Raw genomic sequence first — 20,762 nt, 5'->3', positions numbered from 1 at the left:
GTCCGCTGCGGGCGCCGCCGCCCCGGCAAGTGTTCGCTATCCGGACCGACGTCCTCATCTCGAACGTAAGCCCCGGCCCGGCGATCCGTCAACGCGTCCGGCCCGGGACGGGAATGTCGCGACACCCGTTGACGCGGACCGAGTCGCGTGCCAACGTTCTAAATGAGAACGATCGTTCGGCTGGCGAACACCTTCCGGCACACCTCGCCACGGTCCGGCCAATTCGGCCCGACGCACCCCCTGGAAGGACCCGCGATGGCTCTGCTCGACACGACGACGTGGCACGGCACCGTCTTCAGCGACGGCTGGGTGGAGGCGTCCGGCGGCACCGCACCGGTCCGCTCCCCCGCCACCCGGGAGGAGATCGCCCGGGTGGGCGTGGCCGACGCCGCCGACGTGGCCCGGGCCTGCGCGTCGGCCGGACGCGCGCAACGGGCCTGGGCCGCCACCAGCTACCCGGAGCGGGCCGCCGTGCTGCGCCGGGCCGGCCAGCTGTGGGAACGGTACGCCGAGGAGGTCGGCGACTGGCTGGTCCGCGAGGCCGGTTCGATCCCGCCCAAGGCCGGGGTGGAGACGCAGACCGCGGCGCAGGAGTGCTACGAGGCCGCCGGGCTCGCCTCGCACCCGCTCGGCGAGATCATCCCGAGCGCCAAGCCGCGCCTCAGCCTGGCCCGCCGGCTGCCGGTGGGCGTGGTGGGGGTGATCGCGCCGTTCAACTTCCCGCTGGTCCTGGCCATCCGCTCGGTGGCGCCGGCGCTGGCGCTGGGCAACGCCGTGGTGCTCAAGCCGGACCCCCGGACGGCGGTCAGCGGAGGGCTGGCCATCGCCCGGGTGTTCGAGGAGGCCGGCCTGCCGCCGGGCCTGCTGCACGTACTGCCCGGTGGGGTGGACACCGGCGAGGCGCTGGTGGCTGACCCGCACGTCCGGGTGGTCAGCTTCACCGGTTCCACGGCGGCCGGCCGCAAGGTCGGCGAGGCGGCCGCCCGCCACCTCAAGCGGGCGCACCTGGAGTTGGGCGGCAACTCGGCGCTGATCGTGCTGGCCGACGCCGACCTGGATCTGGCCGCCTCGGCCGGCGCCTGGGGGTCGTTCCTGCACCAGGGCCAGATCTGCATGACCACCGGTCGGCACCTGGTGCACGAGAGCCGGGCCGACGAGTACGTGGCGCGGCTGGCCGAGAAGGCCGACCACCTGCCGGTCGGCGACCCGGCCAAGGAGCAGGTGGCGCTGGGACCGGTCATCGACGAGGGACAGCGCGACAAGATCCACTCCCTGGTGACGGCCAGTGTGGACGCGGGCGCCCGGCTGGCCGCCGGCGGCACGTACCAGGGGCTGTTCTACCGCCCGACGGTGCTGGCCGACGTCACCCCGGGCACCCCGGCGTACCGGCAGGAGATCTTCGGTCCGGTCGCCCCGGTGACCACCTTCACCGACCTGGACGAGGCGGTGGAACTCGCCCGGGACACCGAGTACGGGCTGTCGCTGGGCATCCTCGGTCGGGACGTGCTGGCGGCGCTGGCGCTGGCCGACCGCATTCCGAGCGGCAAGGTGCACATCAACGACCAGACCGTCGACGACGAGGCGGTGGCGCCGTTCGGCGGGGTCGGCGCCTCCGGCACCGGTTCCCGGTTCGGCGGTCCGACCGCCAACCTCGAGGCGTTCACCGAGACGCAGTGGCTGACCATGCAGGGCACCATCGCCCGCTACCCCTTCTGAACCGGCCGGCGCGCGGCCGTCCGGTCTGCCCGAGGAGGCTCTGATGCGTACCCAGGTCGGCATCGTCGGGGCGGGACCGGCCGGGCTGATGCTCGCGCACCTGCTGCACCGGCACGGCATCTCCTCGGTGGTGCTGGAACGGCAGAGCCGGGAGTACGTCGAGCACCGGCTCCGGGCCGGGGTGCTCGAACAGGGCTCGGTGGACCTGCTGCGGCGGGCCGGGCTGGCCGACCGGCTGGACCGCGAGGGACTGCGCCACGAGGGGATCGAGCTGCGCTTCGACGGACGGTCGCACCGGGTGCCGATGACCGAGCTGACCGGCCGGGCGATCACCGTCTACGGACAGCAGGAGGTGGTCAAGGACCTGATCGCCGCCCGGCTCGCGGTCGGCGGGCCGATCCTGTTCGAGGCGGAGGCGACGGGCCTGGCCGGGTTGGACTCCGACTCGCCGGTGGTCCGGTTCCGCCAGGGCGGGCGGGACGCCGAACTGCGCTGCGACTTCGTGGCCGGCTGCGACGGCTTCCACGGGGTGAGCCGCGCCGCCGTGCCGGAGGGCGTGCTGACCACGTACGAGCGGACGTACCCGTTCGCCTGGCTGGGTGTGCTGGCCGCCGCGCCGCCCGCGGTGGACGAGCTGATCTACGCCAACCACGAGCGCGGGTTCGCCCTCTACAGCATGCGGTCCCCGCAGATCTCCCGGCTCTACCTCCAGGTGGCCCCGGACGAGGACATCGCGAACTGGCCGGACGAGCGGATCTGGGCCGAGTTGCGGACCCGGCTGGAGACGGTGCCGGACTGGTCACTCACCGAGGGTCCGGTCCTGGAGAAGAGCATCACCCCGATGCGCAGCTTCGTGGTCGAGCCGATGCGCTGGGAACGGCTCTACCTCGCCGGCGACGCGGTGCACATCGTCCCGCCGACCGGCGCCAAGGGGATGAACCTGGCGCTGGCCGACGTGGCGCTGCTCGGTGACGCCCTCGCCGCCTGGTACGACTCGGGCCGCACCGACCTGCTGGACGCCTACTCGGACACCGCCCTGCGCCGGGTCTGGCGGGCCCAGCACTTCTCCTGGTGGATGACCTCGATGCTGCACCGGCTGGACGACCAGGACCCGTACGAGGCGAAGTTGCAGACCTCGACCCTGCACTACGTGGCGACCTCCCGGGCGTACGCGACCAGCCTGGCCGAGAACTACGTCGGGCTGCCCGAGGTGTGACGCCGGATTTCGACCTCGCGTCCGGCCCGTCCGCCTCGCCCGGCCGGCGCGCGGTTATCCGCCGGCCATCGCGCCGAGGATGATGAACGGCTCCTCGCCGGCCACCACCCGCTCGGGCAGCGGCGCCTCGGGCGGGGCGTTGGAGAGGTCCTCCTCGCAGGCGTAGAACCGGACGAACGCCCGGCGTCGACCGCTGCGCCGGTCCCGGATCGTGCCGAGCAGCATCGGGTAACGCGCCTCCAGGGCGTCCAGCACCTCGCCCTGCGTCACCCGCCCGGCCCTCTGCGGGCCGGGCAGGTCGAGGCGTACCTCGCCGGTGACGTGCGCCAGGTTTCGCAGGTGGGCCGGGAGGACCACCCGGATCACGGCAACACCTGGACTTCCACCGACAGCACGGCGGGCAGGTCGCGGACGATCGGCGCCCAACTGTCGCCGTTGTCGGCCGAGCGGTAGACCTGTCCGCCGGTGGTGCCGAAGTAGATCCCGCACTCGTCCAGCGTGTCGACGGCCATCGCGTCCCGCAGCACGTTGACGTAGCAGTGCGACTGCGGCAACCCCACGGTCAGCGGCTCCCACTCGCCGCCGCCGGTACGGCTGCGGTAGACCCGCAGCCTCCCCTCCGGCGGGAAGTGCTCGGAGTCGCTCTTGATCGGTACGACGTAGACCGTCTCCGGTTCGTGCGCGTGCACCGCGATCGGGAAGCCGAAGTCGGACGGCAGGTCTCCGCTGACCTCCCGCCAGCTCGCCCCGGCGTCGTCGGTGCGCATGACGTCCCAGTGCTTCTGCATGAAGAGGGTGTCGGGCCGGGTCGGATGCTGGGCGAGCCGGTGCACGCAGTGGCCCACCTCGGCGTCCTGGTCGGGGATCTCTCCGGACCGCAGGCCCTTGTTGATCGGCAGCCAGCTCGCGCCGGCGTCGTCGCTGCGGAACGCGCCCGCGGCCGAGATCGCGACGTAGATCCGGTCCCGGTGCACCGGATCCAGAATGATCGTGTGCAGGCACATCCCACCGGCGCCGGGTTGCCAGGTCGGGCCGGTCGGATGGGTACGCAGGGCGGTCAGCTCCTCCCACTTGCGGCCGCCGTCCCGGCTCACGTAGAGCGCCGCGTCCTCGGCGCCGGCGTAGACGGTGTCGGGGTCGTCGCGGGACGGTTCGAGGTGCCAGATCCGCTTGAACTCCCACGGGCGCGGGGTGCCGTCGTACCACAGGTGCTGGCCCACGTCGCCGGCGTAGGCGAAGTCGTTGTCGACCGGCGCCCAGCTGCGGCCCCCGTCGTCGGACCGCTGGATCAGCTGGCCGAACCAGCCGCCGGACTGGGACGCGTACAGCCGGTCCGGGTCCGCCGGGGAGCCGGCCACGTGGTAGATCTCCCAGCCGCCGAAATGCGGCCCGTCCACCGTCCAGTCGGCACGTTTGCCGTCCGAGGTCAGGATGAACGCGCCCTTGCGCGTACCCACCAGGACCCGTACACCGCTCATGTCTCCCGCCTTCCGCCTCGTCGGGCGACCGGTCCGACCCGTCCCGTCCGCGATCGCCCGGCCGGGCCAGGAGTCCGTTGTCGCCCTGGCACTCCGACCCGACCAGAAGTACACCCGGGGTACGACAGAACTGGCGGCCGCATGATCGGAATTTCGGCGGCGTGGCGGCCGCGGTGGAGCGGAACCAGTCTTACGCCCTTGCGGGCGACGGGGCCAGCGTGGCGCGCCCGGAGCGCTCACCGACGCCGGCCCGGTGACGTTCGGCGAGGCGTACCGCCGGGCCCATGGCCAGGCCGGCGGTCAGGAACAGGCCGCCGAGCAGCAACCAGCCGGGGGTGCCCCAGCCGATCAGCAGCGTGGTGAGCAGGACCGGGCCCAGCATCCGCGCGACCTGCGGCGCCATGCCGAAGAAGCCCTGGTACTGGCCCTGCCGTTCGGGTGGTGCCAGCGCGAAGCCCAGTTCCCAACTGCTGCCGGCCTGCAGCATCTCGCCGAAGACCTGCACCACGGCGGCGGCGAGGAGCACCGCCGCGGCGGCCCACGCGCCGCCGACCACCCCGGAGAGGGCGTAGCCGGCGCAGGCGACGAGCAGCACCCAGCCGGCGTGTCCGCTGGCCCGACCCGCGGTACGGGGGTCGGTCACCGATCGGGCCACCCGGACCTGCAACAGCATCACCAGGAGCATGTTGACGGCGAGCAGCACCGCGCTCATCGGTTTCGGCGCGTCGGTGCGCTGGGCGACCCACAGCGGCAGCGCCAGGCTGAGCAACGGCATGTTCAGATACATGATCGCGTTCAACATGGTGATCAGGGCGTACGGGTGGTCCCGCAGGACGGCCAGCCGCCGTACCGGCGCGGACCGCACCGTCGGCACCGGCGGCACCGGCGGCGCCTCCGGAAGCCCGCGCACCACCGCCGCGGCGACCAGGAAGCTCACCGCGTCCAGTCCGAAGACCATCAGGTACGCGGGCGCGGTGTCCGCCCAGAGCGCCAACCCGCCCAGCCCCGCACCGATCGCCAGGCCGGCATTTGCCGTCGACTGCAGGTGTGCGCGCACCACTGTCCGCTGCTCCGGCTCGACCAGCCCGGCCAGTAGTGCCTGCCGGCTGGCGGTCAACCCCGCCTGGCAGCACGCGTAACCGCAGGCCAGCAGCACGAAAACCGGGAAGGAGCGGATCACCAGAAAGGCGCTCAGCGCCACGGCGGTGGCCACGGCGAAGACCGTCGTCATCCGGCGCGACCCGTACCGGTCCGCCAACTGGCCGGCGGGCACCCCGGCCAGGATGCCGGCCGACCAACCCACGGTCAGGGCGATCCCGACCTGGGCCGGGGACAGTCCGACCACCCGGATGAAGAACAGGGCGGAGCAGGCGTAGAACGAGCCGTCGCCGATGGAGTTGACCAACTGGGCCAGGGCCAGCACCCGCGGCGGGCCGGCGGGCGGGATGATCCGGGGCAAGAACCGCTCCTTGTCCGTGCGTGATGGATGTTCGTCGGTCGACGCGTGGACGACCCGCGCGACCGCGCCGGAGTCGGTCAGTCGACGCGGGGGCTGCCGGTGCGACCGCGCTTGAGTTCGAAGAAGCCCGGCGTGCCGGCGACCAGCAGCACCCCGTCCCACAACCGGCCGGCGTCCTCGCCGCGCGGCACCGGGCTCACCACCGGACCGAAGAACGCGGTGACCGAGCCGTCCGGCCCGGGTACGTGGATCGCCGGGGTGCCGAGGTCCTCCCCCACCGGGTCCAGCCCCGCGTGATGGCTGCGCCGGAGCGCGTCGTCGTGGTCGGGCACCTCGGCCGCGTCGGCGAGACCGGTGTCCAGGCCCAGTTCGGCCAGCGCGCCGACGTACAGGTCACGCCCGATCGGCGCGCGGTCGTGGTGGATGCGGTTACCGAACGCGGTGTAGAGGTCCCGCAGCACCGGATCGCCGTACTTCTGCTCGGCGGCGGTGAGCACCCGAACCGGGCCGAGGGTGTCCGTCAGCCACTGCGCGTACCACGGCTCCAGGCCTTCCCGGCCCTGGTTGAGCAGCCACAGGCTCATCACGTGGAACCGCACCTGCACGTCCCGGACCCGTTCGACCTCCACCAGCCACCGGGAGGTGTTCCAGGCCCACGGGCACTTCGGGTCGAACCACATGTCGATGACGGTCATCGGAACCCCCCTCTTCGCGTATTGATTCAAGCTGCGAAGATTGGTCTGCGGAAGTGCCAATTCTGCTCAATTTGATTGGGCCAATGTAGGATCGCCGCCGATGGACGTACACGTCAGCCTGGCCGGTCCGGGCGATCGCGCGACCCGGATCCACCGGCAGTTGCTGGACGCGATCCTGGACGGCCGGCTGCGGCCCGGAGAACGGCTACCAGCAACCCGCGAACTGGCCCGCCGGCTCGACGTCGCCCGCAACACGGTCGCCGTCGCCTACGAACGGTTGACCGCCGAGGGCCTGCTGGTCGCCCGGGTCGGCGCGGGGACCTTCGTGACGGTCGACCCGGTGGCCCGCTTACGGCCTCCCTCGCCGCCGGCCGGCGGGGTACGTCCCCGGGCGCTCTGGGCGTCCGCGGGCCCGACCACCGACACCGGCCTGGAGCCGGTCCACGACTTCCGGCTCGGCACCCCGGACACCGGGCTGTTCCCCCTCGCGACCTGGCGCCGGCTGGTCACCGCCGAACTGCGCACCGCGCCCCTTCCGCACGGCTACGACGGCCCGGCGGGCCACCCGGACCTGCGGGCCGCCATCTCCCGGTACGTCGGGCTGGCCCGTTCGGTGCGGGTCCGGCCCGACGACGTCGTCGTCACCCAGGGCGCCCAACAGGCCCTGGATCTGATCGGCCGAGTCATGATCGAGCCGGGTGACCGGGTGGCGGTCGAGGAGCCCGGCTACCCACCGGCCCGGCGGCTGTTCCACAGCCTCGGCGCGCGCGTCGTGCCGGTCCCCGTCGACGACGAAGGGCTGGACGTCGACGCGCTCCCCGACGACGCGCGGCTGGTCTACGTCACCCCGTCGCACCAGTTCCCGCTGGGCACGCCGATGTCGATGGCCCGCCGCGCGGCGCTGCTGGACTGGGTCGCCGGCCGGGACGCGGTAGTCGTCGAGGACGACTACGACAGCGAGTTCCGCTTCTCGGCGCGACCACTCGACCCGTTGCAGACCCTGGACCGGACCGGCAAGGTCGTCTACGTCGGCACCTTCTCCAAGACACTGCTGCCCGTGCTGCGTCTCGGTTTCCTGGTCGCCCCCGCGTCGCTGCGATCCGCGTTGCTGGCCGCGAAGCAGCTCACCGACTGGCACGGCGACCTCGTCACCCAGGCGGCCCTGGCCCGCTTCATCGACTCGGGCGAACTGCCCCGGCACGTGCGCAAGGCGACCCGGGTCTACGCGCAGCGGCGGGACCTGATCGACAGGGCGCTGCGGACCGACCTCGCCGACCGGCTGGACCCGGTGCCGTCCACGGCCGGCCTGCACGTGTGCGCGCGACTACGACCGGGTGTGCCCGTCGACCTGGCCGGCGTGGTCGAGCGGGCGGCCGGCCTCGGTGTCGCCGTTGCCGAACTCGCCGACTACCACGCCGGCGGCCGCCGCTCGGCCGGCCTGGTGCTCGGTTACGGCGCCGTCCCCACCGAGCGGGTGGCCGAGGGCCTCCACCTGCTCGCCCGGTGCTTCGCCGACGGCCTGGCCTGACCGCCGGTCGCGGGTTCAGGCGGTCGTCCGTACCGCCGCGGTGACCTCGACCTCCAGGACCGCGCCGGGCAGGAAGAGCCGGCTGACCTCGACGGTGGTGCTGGTCGGCGGCACCGTGCCCGGGGCGGCGGGGAACAGCCGGCGGCGCACCGCGGCGTACGCGGGCAGGTCGTCCAGGTTCGTCATGTAGGTGCGGATCTGCACCACGTCGGCGAGGGTGGCGCCGTGCGCCGCGAGCACTCCGTCGATGATCTCGAAGATCCGCGCGGCCTGGGCGCCGGCGTCTCCCGGTGCCACCACGGCGCCGGTGTCGTCGACGGCGACCTGCCCGGCGAGGACGAGCAACGCCCCGCCGGGCAGGTCCAGGCGGGCGACGTGCGCGAAGCGGTCGCCGAACGGTGCGGCGACGGTCGACGGGTTGTCCAGGGTGACGTTCATCTGTTCTCCAGGGTGAGTCGGTTCTCCGGGCTGACCAGGGCCGCCACGTCCGCGGTCTGGTCCGGGACGGTGGTCGACAGCTGCAGGGCCGCGGCGAGCAGCGACGCGTCCGGCGCCTCGCGCAGGGCGAGACGGGCGTCCTTGGCGGCCAACGCGACGGCGAACGACGCCCCGGTCGCGGTCGCCCGGCGCACCGCCGCGCCCAACGGGCCGGCAGCGAGGACGTCGAGCGCCGTGGTCCGGTCGACGCCGACCGCGTCGGCGACGGCGAGGGTGTCGGCGAGCGCGCCGAGGGCGGTCACCAGCGCGGTGTTCGCCACGAGTTTCAGGGCCGCCGCGGCGCCGACCGGGCCGCAGCGGCGGACCGTGCCGAGCCGCCGCAGCACGGGCTCGGCGCGGTCCAGGGCGTCGGCCGCACCGCCGCAGAGGATGGTCAGCGTGCCCGCCGTGACCGCGCCGACGCTGCCCAGGACCGGGGCGTCGACGAACGGTACGGCCGGCAACCGCGCGGCGATCCGCCGTACCTCGTCGGGTCCGAGGGTGGACATCTGCGCGACGACCGTCTCCGGGCCGACGGCCGCGGCGGCGCCGTCGGCGCCGAACAGGGCGGCCTCGACGGCGGCGGCGTCGGTCAGCATGATGACCACCAGCTCCGCCCCCGCGACCGCCCCGGCCGGCGTTCCGGCGGCCACGGCCCCCGCCTCGACGAGCGCCTCGACCCGGGCCGGGGTCCGGTTCCACACCGTGACCCGGCAGCCGGCGGCCAGCAACCGGGCCGCGATCGCGCCGCCCATGTTTCCGGTGCCCAGCACCGCGACGTCTCTCATGGCGGCAACGCTAGATCGGGCGGAGGGATGCGACCAACGAATCTTCGGCATCGCTGCCATTCCGAAGTAGCATGGGTTGGATGGAGACCCAACTGCTGGAGGTGTTCCGCGCCGTCGCGCGGGACGGTTCGGTCACGGCCGCCGCCGGCCGGCTCGGCTTCACCCAGTCGGCTGTCTCCCGGCAGGTCGCGACGCTGGAGGCGGAGATCGGGTCCCGCCTGTTCGACCGGCTGCCGCGCGGCGTGGCGCTCACCGAGGAGGGCCGGACGCTGCTGCCGCACGCCGAGGCGGTACTCGACCGGCTCACCGCCGCCCGGCGCGACGTCGAGGACCTGCGCGGCCTGCGGCACGGCCGGGTACGGGTGGGCGCGTTCCCGACCGCCGTCGCGGCGCTCGTCCCCCGGGCCCTGGCGGCCTTCCGCCGCGCGCACCCGGAGATCGCCTCGTCCCTCGTGGAAGGGTTGACGCCCGCCCTGTTGGACCGGCTGCTCGCCGGGGACGCCGACGTCGCGGTGGTGAGCTGCGTGCCGGCGGACGAGATCGACCGTTCCCGGTTCGACCTGCGCCATCTGCTGGACGAGCGGTTGCTGGTGGCGGTCTCCCGGGAGCACCGGCTGGCCGGGCGGCGCACCGTCCGACTGGCCGAACTGGCCGACGACTCGTTCATCGCCGGCTCGGCCACCGCCGAGGAGACGCTGCTGCGGGCCAGCCTGCCCAGTGGCTTCCGGCCGAGGATCGACATCGTCGCCGCGGAGTGGACCGGGAAGCTCGGCTGCGTCGCGGCGGGACTCGGCGTCGCGCTCGTGCCGGCTCTGGCCGCCCGGGGCACACCCGCCGACATCACACTGCTCCGGTTGCGGGACGAGGACGAGCCGGTCCGCCGCGTCTACGCCGCCACCGTCTCGGGCCGGACCGGGCCGCCCGCGGTGGACCGGTTCCTGACCCACCTCACCCGCGAGGCGCGCCGGTTCGACCGAACCGCCTGACCGCGCGGCACGCGGCCCGCGCCGGTGCCGCGAACCGGCCGAGCCACGACCTCCCCGCGGCCGGCGTCAGGCCGGTGGCGGTGCGGTGGTGCTGGCCCGGACCACCAGGCGCGGGCTGGCGACCTGTGCCGACCTCGGGGACCGCCCGTCGATCATGTCCAGCAGCACCCGGGCGGTCCGTACCCCGAACGCCGGGATGTCCCAGGACAGCGCGGTCAGCGCGGGCCGTACCAGGAAACACAGCTGCGAGTCGTCGCCGGCCACGATGGACAGGTCGTCGGGGACCGCCACGCCCATCTCGTGCGCGACGTTGAGCGCCGCGGCGGCCATCACGTCGTTGTCGAAGGTGATCGCGGTGGGCCGGTCCCGGCGGGACAGCAGCTCCCGGGTGGCCCGCATGCCGGCTTCCCAGCTGTAGTCGGTCTCCATCACCCGGGGTTCACCCAGGCCGTGCCCGCGCATCGCCGCGCGGAAGGCGGCGATGCGCACGGTGGTGTGTTCGAGGGCGGGCAGGCCGGCGACCCGGGCGATCCGGCGGTGCCCGAGCGCGACCAGGTAGTCGACCGCGGACACCACGGCCGCCGCGTCGTCGGCCCAAACCGCGGGCAGCCGGGTGTCGGACCGGGGCCGACCGGCCAGTACGGCGGGGATCTGCAACTGTTCGAGCACCGGTATCCGGGCGTCGGCCGCCCACAGGTCGGTCACCACCACCCCGTCGATGCGCCGCTCGGCCCACCACAGCCGGACCGCCCCGATCGCGGCCAGGTGGTCCTCGACGACCTGCAGCAGCAGCCCCGTACGCCGCTCGGACAGCTCGCCCTCCAGGCCGGCGATGAACCGCATGAAGAACGGCTCGACGCCGAGGGTGTCGGCCGGCCGGGCGATGATCAGACCCACGGTGTGCGCCCGGGACCCGGACAACGACCGGGCCGCCGCGCTCGGTCGCCAGCCGATCTCGTTGGCGATCCGCAGAATGTGTTCGCGGGTCCGCGCGGAGACCCCCGGCCGGCCGTTCAGCGCGTACGAGACGGCGCCGATCGAGACTCCCGCCCGCGCCGCGATCTCCGCGATGGTCGGCCGCTTACCGGTCACTTCGTGGCACCCCTGGCGAATCCGTTGTAGATGAACCGTTGCAGGAACAGGAAGACCAGCAACGTCGGGAGGATGACGAGGACCGCACCGGCGCAGATGATCTCCCAGTGCGCCCCGTACGGGCCCTTGAACCGGAACAGCGACGTGGAGATCACCCCGAGGTCCTGGGCCGGCATGTAGAGGAACGGCACGTAGAAGTCGTTGTAGACAGCCACCCCCTTGATGATCACGACGGTCGCGATCGCCGGCTTGAGCAGCGGCAGGATCACCGAGCGGTAGATGCGCAGCGAGGACGCCCCGTCCAGCCGGGCCGCCTCGTCCAGGGAGACCGGGATCGCCCGGACGAACTGCAGGAAGATGATGATCGAGATGATGTCGGTGCCGAGGTAGAGCGCGATCGGCGCCCAGCGGGTGTTGAACATGCCCAGGTAGTTCACGATCTGGAAGGTGGCCACCTGGGTAGTGACGCCGGGCACCAGCGCCGCGACCAGGAAGCCCGCGATCACCAGGCGGCGCAGCCGGAACCGGAACCGGAACCGGTCGATGGCGTACGCGGTCATCGAGCCGATGACCACCGTGCCGGCGATCGAGACCACCAGGATGACGGTGGTGTTGGCGAACGCCGTGAGCATGTGCCCCTGGGTGAAGGCGAGCTGGTAGTTGCTCAGGTTGAACAGGTTGTCCGGCGGGTCGAGCGGGCCGCCGTTGGCCGACTCGCGCTCGGTCTTGAACGACGTCATGAAGACGACCACCAGCGGCAGCAGGGTCGCCACCGACATGACCACGAGGGTCACGTACTTGCCGGCGGTGAGCGCACCGCCGAGCAGACCGGTGCCGCGACCGGGCCGCGTCCCGGGCCCGGCCGGGGATGAGGTCCGCGTCGTCATACCAGATCAGCTCCTTCGTCGGGCACGATGCGCCGCTGCAGCCAGGTCACCAGCAGGGTGATGACCAGCAGCACCACCGCGGCGGCCGAGGCCAGGCCCACCTTGTTGAACTGGAACGCCAGCTTCACGGTCTGGATGACGAACGTGGTGCTGCCGCCCGCCCCCGAGGTCATGATGTACGGGATCTCGAACACCGACAGCGAGCCGGAGATGACCAGCGTGATGCTCAGGCTCATCACCGGCCGGATCCCGGGCAGGATGAGGTGCCGGAACTGCTGCCAGCGGTTGGCGCCGTCGAGCTGCGCCGCCTCGTAGATCTCGGCCGGGATGGACTGGATCGCGCCGAGGAACAGCACGAAGTTCAGGCCGGTGTAGCGCCAGATCGACACCGAGGCGAGCGACCAGTTGATGGTGTCCGGGTCGCCGAGCCACAGGTGCCGCCCACCCACGCCGAACAGGTGCAGCACGGAGTCGAGGGTCCCGCCGGGCTGGAAGAAGTACATGAAGACGAAGCCGATGGCCACCCCGTTGATCAGGTACGGGAAGAACAGGATGCCCTTGAACAGGTTGCGGAACCGGGTGTCGAAGCTCAGCACGACGGCGAAGTAGAGCGCCAGCGCCATCTGCACCACCCCGGAGGCGAGGTAGTAGAGGCTGACCAGGAACACGTGGAACAGCTCCGGCCGGGTGAACAGCTGAACGTAGTTGTCGCCGCCGACGAACTGCTGGTCCGGGGAGAACCCGTCCCACTTGGTCAGGCTGTAGAAGAACAGGTTCGCCACCGGCACGTACGTGAAGGTCAGCAGGAAGGCCAGCGGCACCGCGAGGAACAGCCACGGCGTCAGCCGGGCGATCGTGCCGCGGCGCGGCCCCGGCGCCGGCCGCCGCGCCGGTGGCACCGGCGCGACGGCCGCCTCGTCGGTACGCGCGAGCGCGGTCCCGGCGGCGGATCGGTCGGTCATGGTCGTCAGCCCGCCGACTTCAGCCCGGCCGCCCACTTCTTGTTGAGCTGCTCGAAGTACGCGTCCAGCCCGCCGCCGGCCGCCCCGCGCGCCAGGTCCACGATGTGCTGACGGTAGTCGGGCTTGTTGAGGCCGACCTCCGACTCGTTGTCAATCTTGGAGACCTGCGCGTTCTTCTCCTGGCTGAGCTGGATGAACTCGACCCCGCCGTCCTGGTACGCCTTGAGCAGCGGCGGCATCGCGCCGGACTTCAGGGTGGGCAGCAGTTCCTCGTCCTGCGCGTAGGTGCTCTTGTCGACGAACCAGTCCAGCCAGGCGCGGGCCGCCTCCTTGTGCTGCGAGTGGATGCTCACGCCCTGCAGGTAGTCCGCGCCGATCACCGAGCAGAAGTGCCCGTCCTTCTGCGTCGGGTACGGCAGGTAGCCGATGTTCGCCGGGTCGGCGCCGGCCTTCTTCGCGGTGTCCTGCATCTGGGAGATCGCCCAGGAGCCCAGCGCCAACGTCGCTGTCTTGCCGGTGGCGATCTGGGTCTTGGCGCCGTCCCAGGTCGCCGTCGTCGGGTCCCGCTCGGTCAGCTTGTCGTGCACCACGTCGTACAGCAGGGTGTCGATGCCGCGGAGTTCCTTGCCGGCGGCCCACGGCGCGGTGTCGGTGGCCAGGTTGTCGTTCGCCTTGGTGTCGCAGCTGGCCTGGCCGAGGTACGCCTGCCACTGGGTCAGCGGCCACCCCTCGTGGTAGATCGTGCCGAACGGCACGGCCGAGGTCTTCGCCTTGACGGCGCGCAGGGCGGCCCGGAACTCGTCGGTGGTGGTCGGCCACTTCGTGATCCCGGCCTGCTGCCACACCGCCTTGTTGTAGAGGATGCCGGAGGCGTTGCCGTTGATCGCGACGCCGTAGACCTTCCCGTCGACCGTGCCCTTGTCGGCGAAGCGGTACTTCTTGTCGAAGTCGGCGAAGTCGCCGAGCGGGGCGAAGAACTTCGGGTAGTCGGTCACCGGGATCGCCCCCGGGATCATCAGCACGTCACCGTAGTTGTCGCTGTTCATCCGGATCTTGACGTCGCCCTCGTAGTCGACGATCGGCTCGAACTTGACGTTCACCTTGGGGTACGTCTTCTTGAACTCGTCCGCGTACCGCTGCAGGGTGCCGTCGCCGGCGAGGTCGGTCTTGTGGGTCAGGACGGTGATGTCACCGCTTACCGAGTTCGGGTCCGTCGGTGCCTCGGCCGAGCCGCCGGTGCCGCCGCGACCCGAGCAACCCGCCATCGCCATCAGCATCGTCGCGGCCAGTACGGCCGCCGATCGCCTTCTCATGTCCGCTCCCAGGGGTCGACACTGCGTTGAGGAGATCGCCCGTGGGCACGATGCGTTAAGCGTTTAAGGGAAAGACGCCGACGAATCACCCGGGCTGCTGCGTGGGACGGTAAGCCCGAGCGCGCGACATGGTCAAGCATCGGGTTCACCGGCCGGAAATCTTGGCCACGAGCTTGACTTAAGCAGTTAAGTATCGGACCGTACCTGCGAATCCTGTGCATCGACTGCCGTCATTCGTGGGGTCGGCGGACGTCGATGTGCGGAGCCGAGCCGGAGCGACCTCCGGCGATCCGACCCTGCCTTCGAACAGAGGTGACCCCATGAAACGGCGACACGTCCTTCTCGCCGGTGCCGCGACCGCGCTGATCGGCGTACCGGCGGTGCTGGTCCTGCCGACCACCGCCAGCGCGGCGGCGGGCTGTTCCGTCACGTACACGAACACCAGCGCGTGGCAGTCCTCGCCGACGTCCGGCAGCTTCAACACCACCATCGCCATCACCAACCTCGGCGACCCGGTCAGCCACTGGACGTTGACGTTCACCATGCCGACCGGCCACACCCGCACCGGCGGCTGGAACGCCACCTACACCGGCACCACCACGGTCAGCGCCACCGACATCGGCTGGAACGGCGCCATCGGCACCAACCAGACCAACACCAGCGTCGGCCTGCAGGGCGACTGGACCCGCTCGACGGCCGGCCCGACGCCGCCCAGCCCGTTCCCGCAGCCCACCAACTTCGCCCTCAACGGGGTGGCCTGCACCGGCGGCACCGGCCCGAGCCCGACCCCCACGACCCCACGGCCGACCACCCCCGGGCCGACCCCCACCACCCCGACGCCGACGATTTCACCGAGCAACCCGCCGGGCGGGGCCGCGCCCGCGCTGCGCGTCTCCGGCAACAAGCTGCAGACCGCGGCCGGCAAGACCTACCGGCTGCTCGGCGTCAACCGGTCCAGCGCGGAGTTCGCCTGCGTGCAGGGCAAGGGCATGTGGGACAGCCCGACCCCCGACCAGGCCAGCGTGGACGCCATGAAGGCCTGGAACATCCACGCCGTACGGATCCCGCTGAACGAGGACTGCTGGCTCGGCACCGTCGGCACCCCCAGCGGCGCCACGTACCAGCAGGCCGTCAAGGACTACGTGAACCTGCTGGTGGCCAACGGCATCAACCCGATCGTGGAGATGCACTGGAACCACGGCTCGTACACCGGCACCTCGTCGGCCTGCACGGACGTCAACGCGACCTGCCAGAAGCCGATGCCCGACGCCCAGTACGCGCCGACCTTCTGGACCCAGCTGGCCACCATGTTCAAGGGCAACAACGCGGTCGTGTTCGACCTGTTCAACGAGCCCTACCCGGACGCGGCCAACAACTGGACCGACGCCGCCGCGGCCTGGAAGTGCCTGCGCGACGGCGGCACCTGCACCGGCATCGGCTACCAGGTGGCCGGCATGCAGAGCCTGGTCAACGCCGTCCGCGCCACCGGCGCCACGAACGTCATCATGGTCGCCGGGCTGACCTGGACCAACGACCTGACCCAGTGGCTGGCCTACAAGCCGAACGACCCGACCGGCAACCTGATGGCCTCCTGGCACACGTACAACTTCAACGCCTGCGTGACCACGTCCTGCTGGGACAGCCAGATCGGCGCGGTCGCCAAGCAGGTCCCGGTGACCGCCGGTGAGATCGGCCAGAACACCTGCGCCCACGACTACATCGACCAGGTGATGGACTGGGCCGACCGCAACGGCGTCGGCTACCTGGCCTGGACCTGGAATCCGTGGGGCTGCAGTCAGGGCAACGTCCTGATCACCGACTACACCGGCAACCCGACCGCCACCTTCGGCCAGGGTTTCAAGGCCCACCTGCTCACCCAGAACCCGTAGGACGGCCGGGGGTCGCGGCGACACCGCTGCGACCCCCGGCGGCCCCGCTGATCTGGTGATCGTTGACGTCTCAGCCAGTCACCTCGCGGCGTGTCTGACGTCAGAGACGTTAACGATCATGGCGTCGAGACGGCGTGACCCGGCCCGGGCCCGTTGCCGACCAGTCCGTGTCACCCGTCCATGCCAGACTTCCGCACCATGAACAGCGAAGAGTTCTGGGCGCTCGTCGAGTCCGCCCGTGCCGGCATCGACGACCGGCCCGACGACGGGGGCGAGGCGATCGCCGAGGCCCTGACGGAGCGCCTGGTCGCGACCTCCCCGACGGACATCCTCGACTTCGAGGAACGGTTCGACCGGTTGCAGGATGCGCTCTACCGGTGGGACGTGTGGGCGGCGGCCTATCTGATCAGCGGGGGCTGCTCGGACGACAGCTTCATGGACTTCCGGGCCGGGGTGATCGCCCTCGGGCGGGACTGGTACGAACGCGTCCTCGCCTCCCCCGATTCGCTGGCCGACCACCCGGCGGTCCGGCAGGCGGCCGTCGACGGTGCCGACGAGGCGATCTTCGCCGAGCTGGTGAACTACGCGGCCGGCGACGCCTACCAGCGGCTCACCGGCGGCGACGACGACGCCTTCGACGAGGCGCTCCGGGCCAGAGAGGGAGCCGTGGCCGACGCCGACTCGGGCGATGTCGACATGGGCGAGGACTTCGACTTCGACAACGACGACGAAATGCGACGGCGGCTGCCCCGGCTGGCCGACCTGTTCCTCGACCACGTGATCGACTGACGGCCGGCCTTCAGCGAAGAAGGCCGGCCAGCGAGGCCAGGTGCGCGAGGCCCGCCGGCGCCGGGTCGCCGCACAGCACGGCCCTGATCACCGTACGGGCAACGGGCCGACACCGGATTTCGGCCGGTGCCGTCCGGTCGGCCTCGACCAGCGCGCGACCGGCCCGCGTCGGGTCCCCGACCAGGAGGTACGCCCGCGCGGCGGTGACCAGGTGCGCGGCCCGGTGCTCGACGGGCAGGTGGTTCAGCGCGCGACCCGTGACGAGCCGCTCGTGCCGGCGGACCGCCGCCCGACCGTCGCCCAGTTCGACCGCCGCGGCCGTCCGGGCCGCCTCGACGGAGGCCGGCCCGAATCCGGTCCGGTGCCGGTCGGCCCGCTCGCCAACCCGTACCGCGATCCGGGCAGCCTGGTCGAACAGTTCCCGGACGCTGCTCGCGTCGCCGCAGGCGGCGGCGGACAGGGCCGCCTCGGCCAGCAGCGTCCCGAGCAGCGGAAGTTCCTCAGGCGGTCCCTCGTGGGGTGTCGGCGTCGCGATCCGATCCGCGGCGGCGATGGTGGCTGCCATCGCCAGTCGGCCGTTGTCAGCGGCGCGCAGCGCCTGGCCGAGGGGGATCGCGGCGACCGCCGCCAGCAGCCGGTCCTCGCCGGCCGCAGCCATCGCCCGATCGGCGGCCAGCCAGGCGAGATCGGCCTCACCCAGCTTCACCAGCACGGACGCCGTGATCCGGTACGCCTGCACGAACACACCGGCGCCGGCTGTCGATCCCGCGATGACCGGTGTCCGCCGGAGGTGGCCGAGCAGGTTCGGCAGCATCCGCACCAACTGCGGATAGTGCGCGTGCTGATAGGCCGACCAGGCGTGTCCGACGCTCCGTCCCGGTTCGCCGGCCGGTAGCGGATCGGGTGTTTCCCTCTCCCCGACATGGTGGCAGGCGAGCGCGGCCCGCAGCGCGGCCAGCCCGAGAGCGTCGGTAGACCGGGTCCCCGCCCCCTGATCACTCAGCAGCACCGAGGTGTCCACCCGCAGCACCTCGGCGATGCTCCGGATCATCGAGAACTTGTCCAGCCGCCGGACCCCGCGTTCGACCTTGTCGACCCAACTCTTGGACCTGCCGAGCCGGTCGGCGAGCATCTGCTGGCTCATCTGCCGCCTGGTCCGCCACTGCGCCACCCGCCGGCCGATGGGCAGTTCATCGTCCGCCACGCCGCCACCGCCGGTCGGGGACGGCTCGGGTGGTTTCCTCGACCGGTATCCGGTCCGCCTCGGCTAGCGCAAGAATCCGCTGCCGCGCCGCTTCCCGCTCGGCCGCCTCGATCCGCTCACCGTCGGATCGATCTGCGGCATCGTCCTGGTTGCGCATCCCCACCTCCGAAGGTAGGGGCACAACGGCAACCCAGTGGGAGACCGTCGTACCCGGCCGTGGCGAGCGATCACCCCCACGGAACCGGAACGATATGATCGGTTAGCAACGCCGCGATTACCAGGAGTTATTGGGCCAGGCTAACGCCCATCCGTCCGGCCAACAGCCGCAGATCGTCCGGGATGGCACGACGCTTGGCCCGGCTCACCATCGCCACCACGGCGTCCTGGGCGAGCGGGTTCAGCATGAACGGCGCGGGTGCGGCCTGTTCGGCCCGTACGAATGCGGCCACCGCCTCGGTGTCCCGCCGTCCGCTCTCGGCCAGTGCGCGACCGAGATCGAGCCAGTACGACTGCTGTCGTATCGATGCGGCGAGAACCTGCGGTCGGACCGTGCGCGACAGCTCGATGACCCGGGCCGACTCCCCCAGCTCCGCTGCGATGGACATCTCCCACAGCCGGACGTTGGTCGGCCCGAATCCGCAGCCGTTGAAGCCGGCGCCGTCCGGTGGATCGCCGAGAGTCGCGGCCTCGCGGGTCGCCTCCGCGAGGTGGTCCCGACCGGCATCCGGGCGACCGCTGACCGTCGAGGTCAATGCTGCCGACAGGTGCAACTGGCCGAGCATCTGCCGGATCCGCCCATCGGAGGCGCCGGCCTGAAGCTCGATCAGCGACCGGTCGGCCGCTCGGGCAGCGAGCGACGCGGATTCGATCGGCAGACTCTGTGCGTACGCGAACCGCGCCGCCCCGAGCCACGCCGGTTCCTCGGCGTCCTCGGCGGCAGTGACCGCCACGCGAGCCGCGTTGAGCGCCAGGTGCCGGTAGCCGAGTTGCCGCAGGCATGTGGATGCCTGATAGGCCACCTGCGCGAGGACAATGCCGCCGACCGCTGCGGCTTCCAGCAGGAGATCGGGCAACAGGCGAGCCATCGCCGGATAGTGGGACCGGGTACGAAGTTGGTCGCTCCGGGCGATGTCGGCCGCCAGTTGCTCACGGGAACGGGTGGACGCTCGTCGTTCACCGTCCTCGATCTCGATGAGAGCCGACCAGATCGCGGGTACACACTCCGCCGCGCGTTCCCGGGCCGGATCGCCCGGTTCCGCACCCTGTCCGAGCAGGTCGGCCACCGTGACCTGGAGAGCCGCGGCGATGGCGACCAGTGTGGAACGTCGGTCGATGGTCTTCCGGCCGGACTCGACCTGGGAGATGTAGGACTGCGTGACGCCGGCGAGGCCCGCCAGGACAGCCTGACTCAAGCCGCCGCGCCGCATCCGCCAGTACCGGATCCGGGCACCGATGGTGTCGGTCGCCTTGTCCATGGCTTCGCCTACCTTCCGATGCTGAACCGGATCGGTGGGTGGCTTGCGGTTCATTCGCCGCCTCGCCGTTTCGGACGGTACACCTACACCTGACTACCAGCATTCACCGCCGCACGCACGCTCTCGAGCCAACGTGGCGGCAAAAGTTGCGGGTCGCCGAGGGTTCGGAGATACCGTCGGCGAGCACGCACCTGCTCGGTTTCCTGCCACAACTGCGCTACCCGGGCCAATCCCGCACTCAGGCCCAGCGCCTTGGCTACGACCGGTGCCGCAGGATGCTGCATCTCGTCCGCGACGACCCGCAGCTCTGCCGGACTCGGAATATCTGTCGGCCACATCAACGGCGCAACCTTCGACGACGCGGTCCGCCGGTACTCGTCGGCCGCGAGCGTAATGGCCGCACGCTGCTCGGCTATCTCGGCCAGCAAGTCAGGTATCAACAGGACGTTCCGTCGCAGGCTCTCCACCAACGACGCCGGAAGTTCAGGAGCGATCCGACCGATGACCTCCATGGGAGAATCGGCATCCCAAGCGACCAGGGACCTGTCCCGTATCAGGTTCATCACCTGCTGGAACTCTTCGTTGTCGCGTCGGACTGCCGACATCGATAGCACCCACGCGCCGACAGCTTGACCCGTCGCGCCCAGCCGCCAGACGGCCAGTGCCGCCGACCCGGACTCGTCCTCCCCCGCAGCGAGAACAGCATGACCACGCGCACCGGGCACATAGTCGAAGGGGATCGAGAGCTCGTTGTCAGGTGTCTCGACGGAGATGGTCATGTGATGGTCCTCGGCACTCGACGGTGGGG

The 20,762-nt window shown here is 71.5% G+C and carries 20 protein-coding genes; 6 read left to right on the top strand and 14 right to left on the bottom strand.

The window, feature by feature from the left end:
* Window positions 1-255 precede the first annotated feature (255 nt).
* A complete protein-coding gene (locus ACFOX0_RS07885; protein ID WP_377543171.1) occupies window positions 256-1,716 on the top strand; it encodes a benzaldehyde dehydrogenase in 1,461 nt (486 codons plus the stop codon).
* A gap of 43 nt (window positions 1,717-1,759) precedes the next feature.
* Window positions 1,760-2,932: a 4-hydroxybenzoate 3-monooxygenase gene (pobA, locus tag ACFOX0_RS07880; RefSeq protein ID WP_377543170.1), complete on the top strand. Its 1,173-nt coding sequence runs from the start codon at window positions 1,760-1,762 to the stop codon at window positions 2,930-2,932.
* Window positions 2,933-2,986: 54 nt separating this feature from the next.
* On the opposite strand, the gene ACFOX0_RS07875 is transcribed toward pobA, so the two are convergent.
* The 4 genes from ACFOX0_RS07875 to ACFOX0_RS07860 all read right to left on the bottom strand — a co-directional run bounded on the left by ACFOX0_RS07875 (window position 2,987) and on the right by ACFOX0_RS07860 (window position 6,564).
* On the bottom strand, window positions 2,987-3,298 hold the full coding sequence (locus ACFOX0_RS07875) for a MoaD/ThiS family protein (protein WP_377543169.1): 312 nt from the start codon (window positions 3,296-3,298) through the stop codon (window positions 2,987-2,989).
* The gene (locus ACFOX0_RS07870) at window positions 3,295-4,410 is read right to left on the bottom strand and encodes a WD40/YVTN/BNR-like repeat-containing protein (protein WP_377543168.1); all 1,116 of its coding nucleotides are present in this window, start codon (window positions 4,408-4,410) and stop codon (window positions 3,295-3,297) included. The genes ACFOX0_RS07875 and ACFOX0_RS07870 overlap by 4 nt, the downstream gene beginning before the upstream one ends.
* 190 nt (window positions 4,411-4,600) lie before the next feature.
* Window positions 4,601-5,869, bottom strand: a complete 1,269-nt coding sequence (locus ACFOX0_RS07865) for an MFS transporter (protein WP_377543167.1) — start codon at window positions 5,867-5,869, stop codon at window positions 4,601-4,603.
* Window positions 5,870-5,946: 77 nt separating this feature from the next.
* Window positions 5,947-6,564, bottom strand: coding sequence for a mycothiol-dependent nitroreductase Rv2466c family protein (locus ACFOX0_RS07860; RefSeq protein WP_377543165.1), 618 nt, complete (start codon window positions 6,562-6,564; stop codon window positions 5,947-5,949).
* Window positions 6,565-6,664: 100 nt separating this feature from the next.
* Here ACFOX0_RS07860 and pdxR point away from each other — a divergent pair, with 100 nt between their 5' ends.
* Window positions 6,665-8,092 carry a MocR-like pyridoxine biosynthesis transcription factor PdxR gene (gene pdxR / locus ACFOX0_RS07855; RefSeq protein WP_377543164.1) on the top strand — a complete coding sequence of 476 codons (1,428 nt, stop codon included), beginning with the start codon at window positions 6,665-6,667 and terminating at the stop codon, window positions 8,090-8,092.
* 15 nt (window positions 8,093-8,107) lie between these two features.
* Here pdxR and ACFOX0_RS07850 read toward each other — a convergent pair whose 3' ends face one another.
* Together ACFOX0_RS07850 and ACFOX0_RS07845 are read right to left on the bottom strand one after the other, a co-directional pair.
* Entirely contained in the window at window positions 8,108-8,530 is a 423-nt protein-coding gene (locus ACFOX0_RS07850) for a Rid family hydrolase (protein WP_377543163.1), read from the bottom strand.
* Window positions 8,527-9,408: an NAD(P)-dependent oxidoreductase gene (locus tag ACFOX0_RS07845; protein ID WP_377543544.1), complete on the bottom strand. Its 882-nt coding sequence runs from the start codon at window positions 9,406-9,408 to the stop codon at window positions 8,527-8,529. Before ACFOX0_RS07845 ends, ACFOX0_RS07850 begins: the two co-directional genes overlap by 4 nt.
* A gap of 29 nt (window positions 9,409-9,437) precedes the next feature.
* Between ACFOX0_RS07845 and ACFOX0_RS07840 the strand changes: the two genes are divergently transcribed.
* The gene (locus ACFOX0_RS07840) at window positions 9,438-10,343 is read left to right on the top strand and encodes a LysR family transcriptional regulator (protein ID WP_377543161.1); all 906 of its coding nucleotides are present in this window, start codon (window positions 9,438-9,440) and stop codon (window positions 10,341-10,343) included.
* Between the two features lie 66 nt (window positions 10,344-10,409).
* On the opposite strand, the gene ACFOX0_RS07835 is transcribed toward ACFOX0_RS07840, so the two are convergent.
* From ACFOX0_RS07835 to ACFOX0_RS07820, 4 genes are read right to left on the bottom strand one after another with little or no spacing between them, the layout of a single operon-like run.
* Window positions 10,410-11,435: a LacI family DNA-binding transcriptional regulator gene (locus tag ACFOX0_RS07835; protein WP_377543160.1), complete on the bottom strand. Its 1,026-nt coding sequence runs from the start codon at window positions 11,433-11,435 to the stop codon at window positions 10,410-10,412.
* A complete protein-coding gene (locus ACFOX0_RS07830) occupies window positions 11,432-12,322 on the bottom strand; it encodes a carbohydrate ABC transporter permease (protein ID WP_377543159.1) in 891 nt (296 codons plus the stop codon). Before ACFOX0_RS07830 ends, ACFOX0_RS07835 begins: the two co-directional genes overlap by 4 nt.
* Complete coding sequence (locus ACFOX0_RS07825) at window positions 12,319-13,284, bottom strand: carbohydrate ABC transporter permease (RefSeq protein WP_377543157.1); 966 nt, start codon at window positions 13,282-13,284, stop codon at window positions 12,319-12,321. Before ACFOX0_RS07825 ends, ACFOX0_RS07830 begins: the two co-directional genes overlap by 4 nt.
* Before the next feature lie 5 nt (window positions 13,285-13,289).
* Window positions 13,290-14,597, bottom strand: coding sequence for an ABC transporter substrate-binding protein (locus tag ACFOX0_RS07820; RefSeq protein WP_377543156.1), 1,308 nt, complete (start codon window positions 14,595-14,597; stop codon window positions 13,290-13,292).
* 320 nt (window positions 14,598-14,917) lie between these two features.
* On the opposite strand from ACFOX0_RS07820, the gene ACFOX0_RS07815 reads away from it, so the two are divergent.
* A complete protein-coding gene (locus ACFOX0_RS07815) occupies window positions 14,918-16,486 on the top strand; it encodes a cellulase family glycosylhydrolase (protein WP_377543155.1) in 1,569 nt (522 codons plus the stop codon).
* 198 nt (window positions 16,487-16,684) lie between these two features.
* Complete coding sequence (locus ACFOX0_RS07810) at window positions 16,685-17,275, top strand: DUF4240 domain-containing protein (protein WP_377543154.1); 591 nt, start codon at window positions 16,685-16,687, stop codon at window positions 17,273-17,275.
* A 10-nt stretch (window positions 17,276-17,285) separates the two neighbouring features.
* Here the strand turns inward: ACFOX0_RS07810 and ACFOX0_RS07805 are convergent, their stop codons facing one another.
* The 4 genes from ACFOX0_RS07805 to ACFOX0_RS07790 form a co-directional block, all read right to left on the bottom strand.
* Window positions 17,286-18,419, bottom strand: coding sequence for a helix-turn-helix domain-containing protein (locus ACFOX0_RS07805; protein ID WP_449288848.1), 1,134 nt, complete (start codon window positions 18,417-18,419; stop codon window positions 17,286-17,288).
* A 46-nt stretch (window positions 18,420-18,465) separates the two neighbouring features.
* Window positions 18,466-18,636: a hypothetical protein gene (locus tag ACFOX0_RS07800; protein WP_377543152.1), complete on the bottom strand. Its 171-nt coding sequence runs from the start codon at window positions 18,634-18,636 to the stop codon at window positions 18,466-18,468.
* 127 nt (window positions 18,637-18,763) lie between these two features.
* Window positions 18,764-19,954 (bottom strand): helix-turn-helix domain-containing protein, encoded by a 1,191-nt coding sequence (locus ACFOX0_RS07795; protein ID WP_377543151.1) that lies wholly within the window; start codon window positions 19,952-19,954, stop codon window positions 18,764-18,766.
* A gap of 83 nt (window positions 19,955-20,037) precedes the next feature.
* Window positions 20,038-20,733, bottom strand: coding sequence for a DUF6218 family protein (locus tag ACFOX0_RS07790; RefSeq protein WP_377543150.1), 696 nt, complete (start codon window positions 20,731-20,733; stop codon window positions 20,038-20,040).
* Window positions 20,734-20,762: the final 29 nt, after the last annotated feature.

The organism is Micromonospora zhanjiangensis (assembly GCF_042650605.1).
In the GTDB taxonomy this organism is placed as follows: Bacteria; Actinomycetota; Actinomycetes; order Mycobacteriales; family Micromonosporaceae; genus Micromonospora_J; species Micromonospora_J zhanjiangensis.
This window is presented reverse-complemented; position numbering and strand designations above follow the sequence as displayed.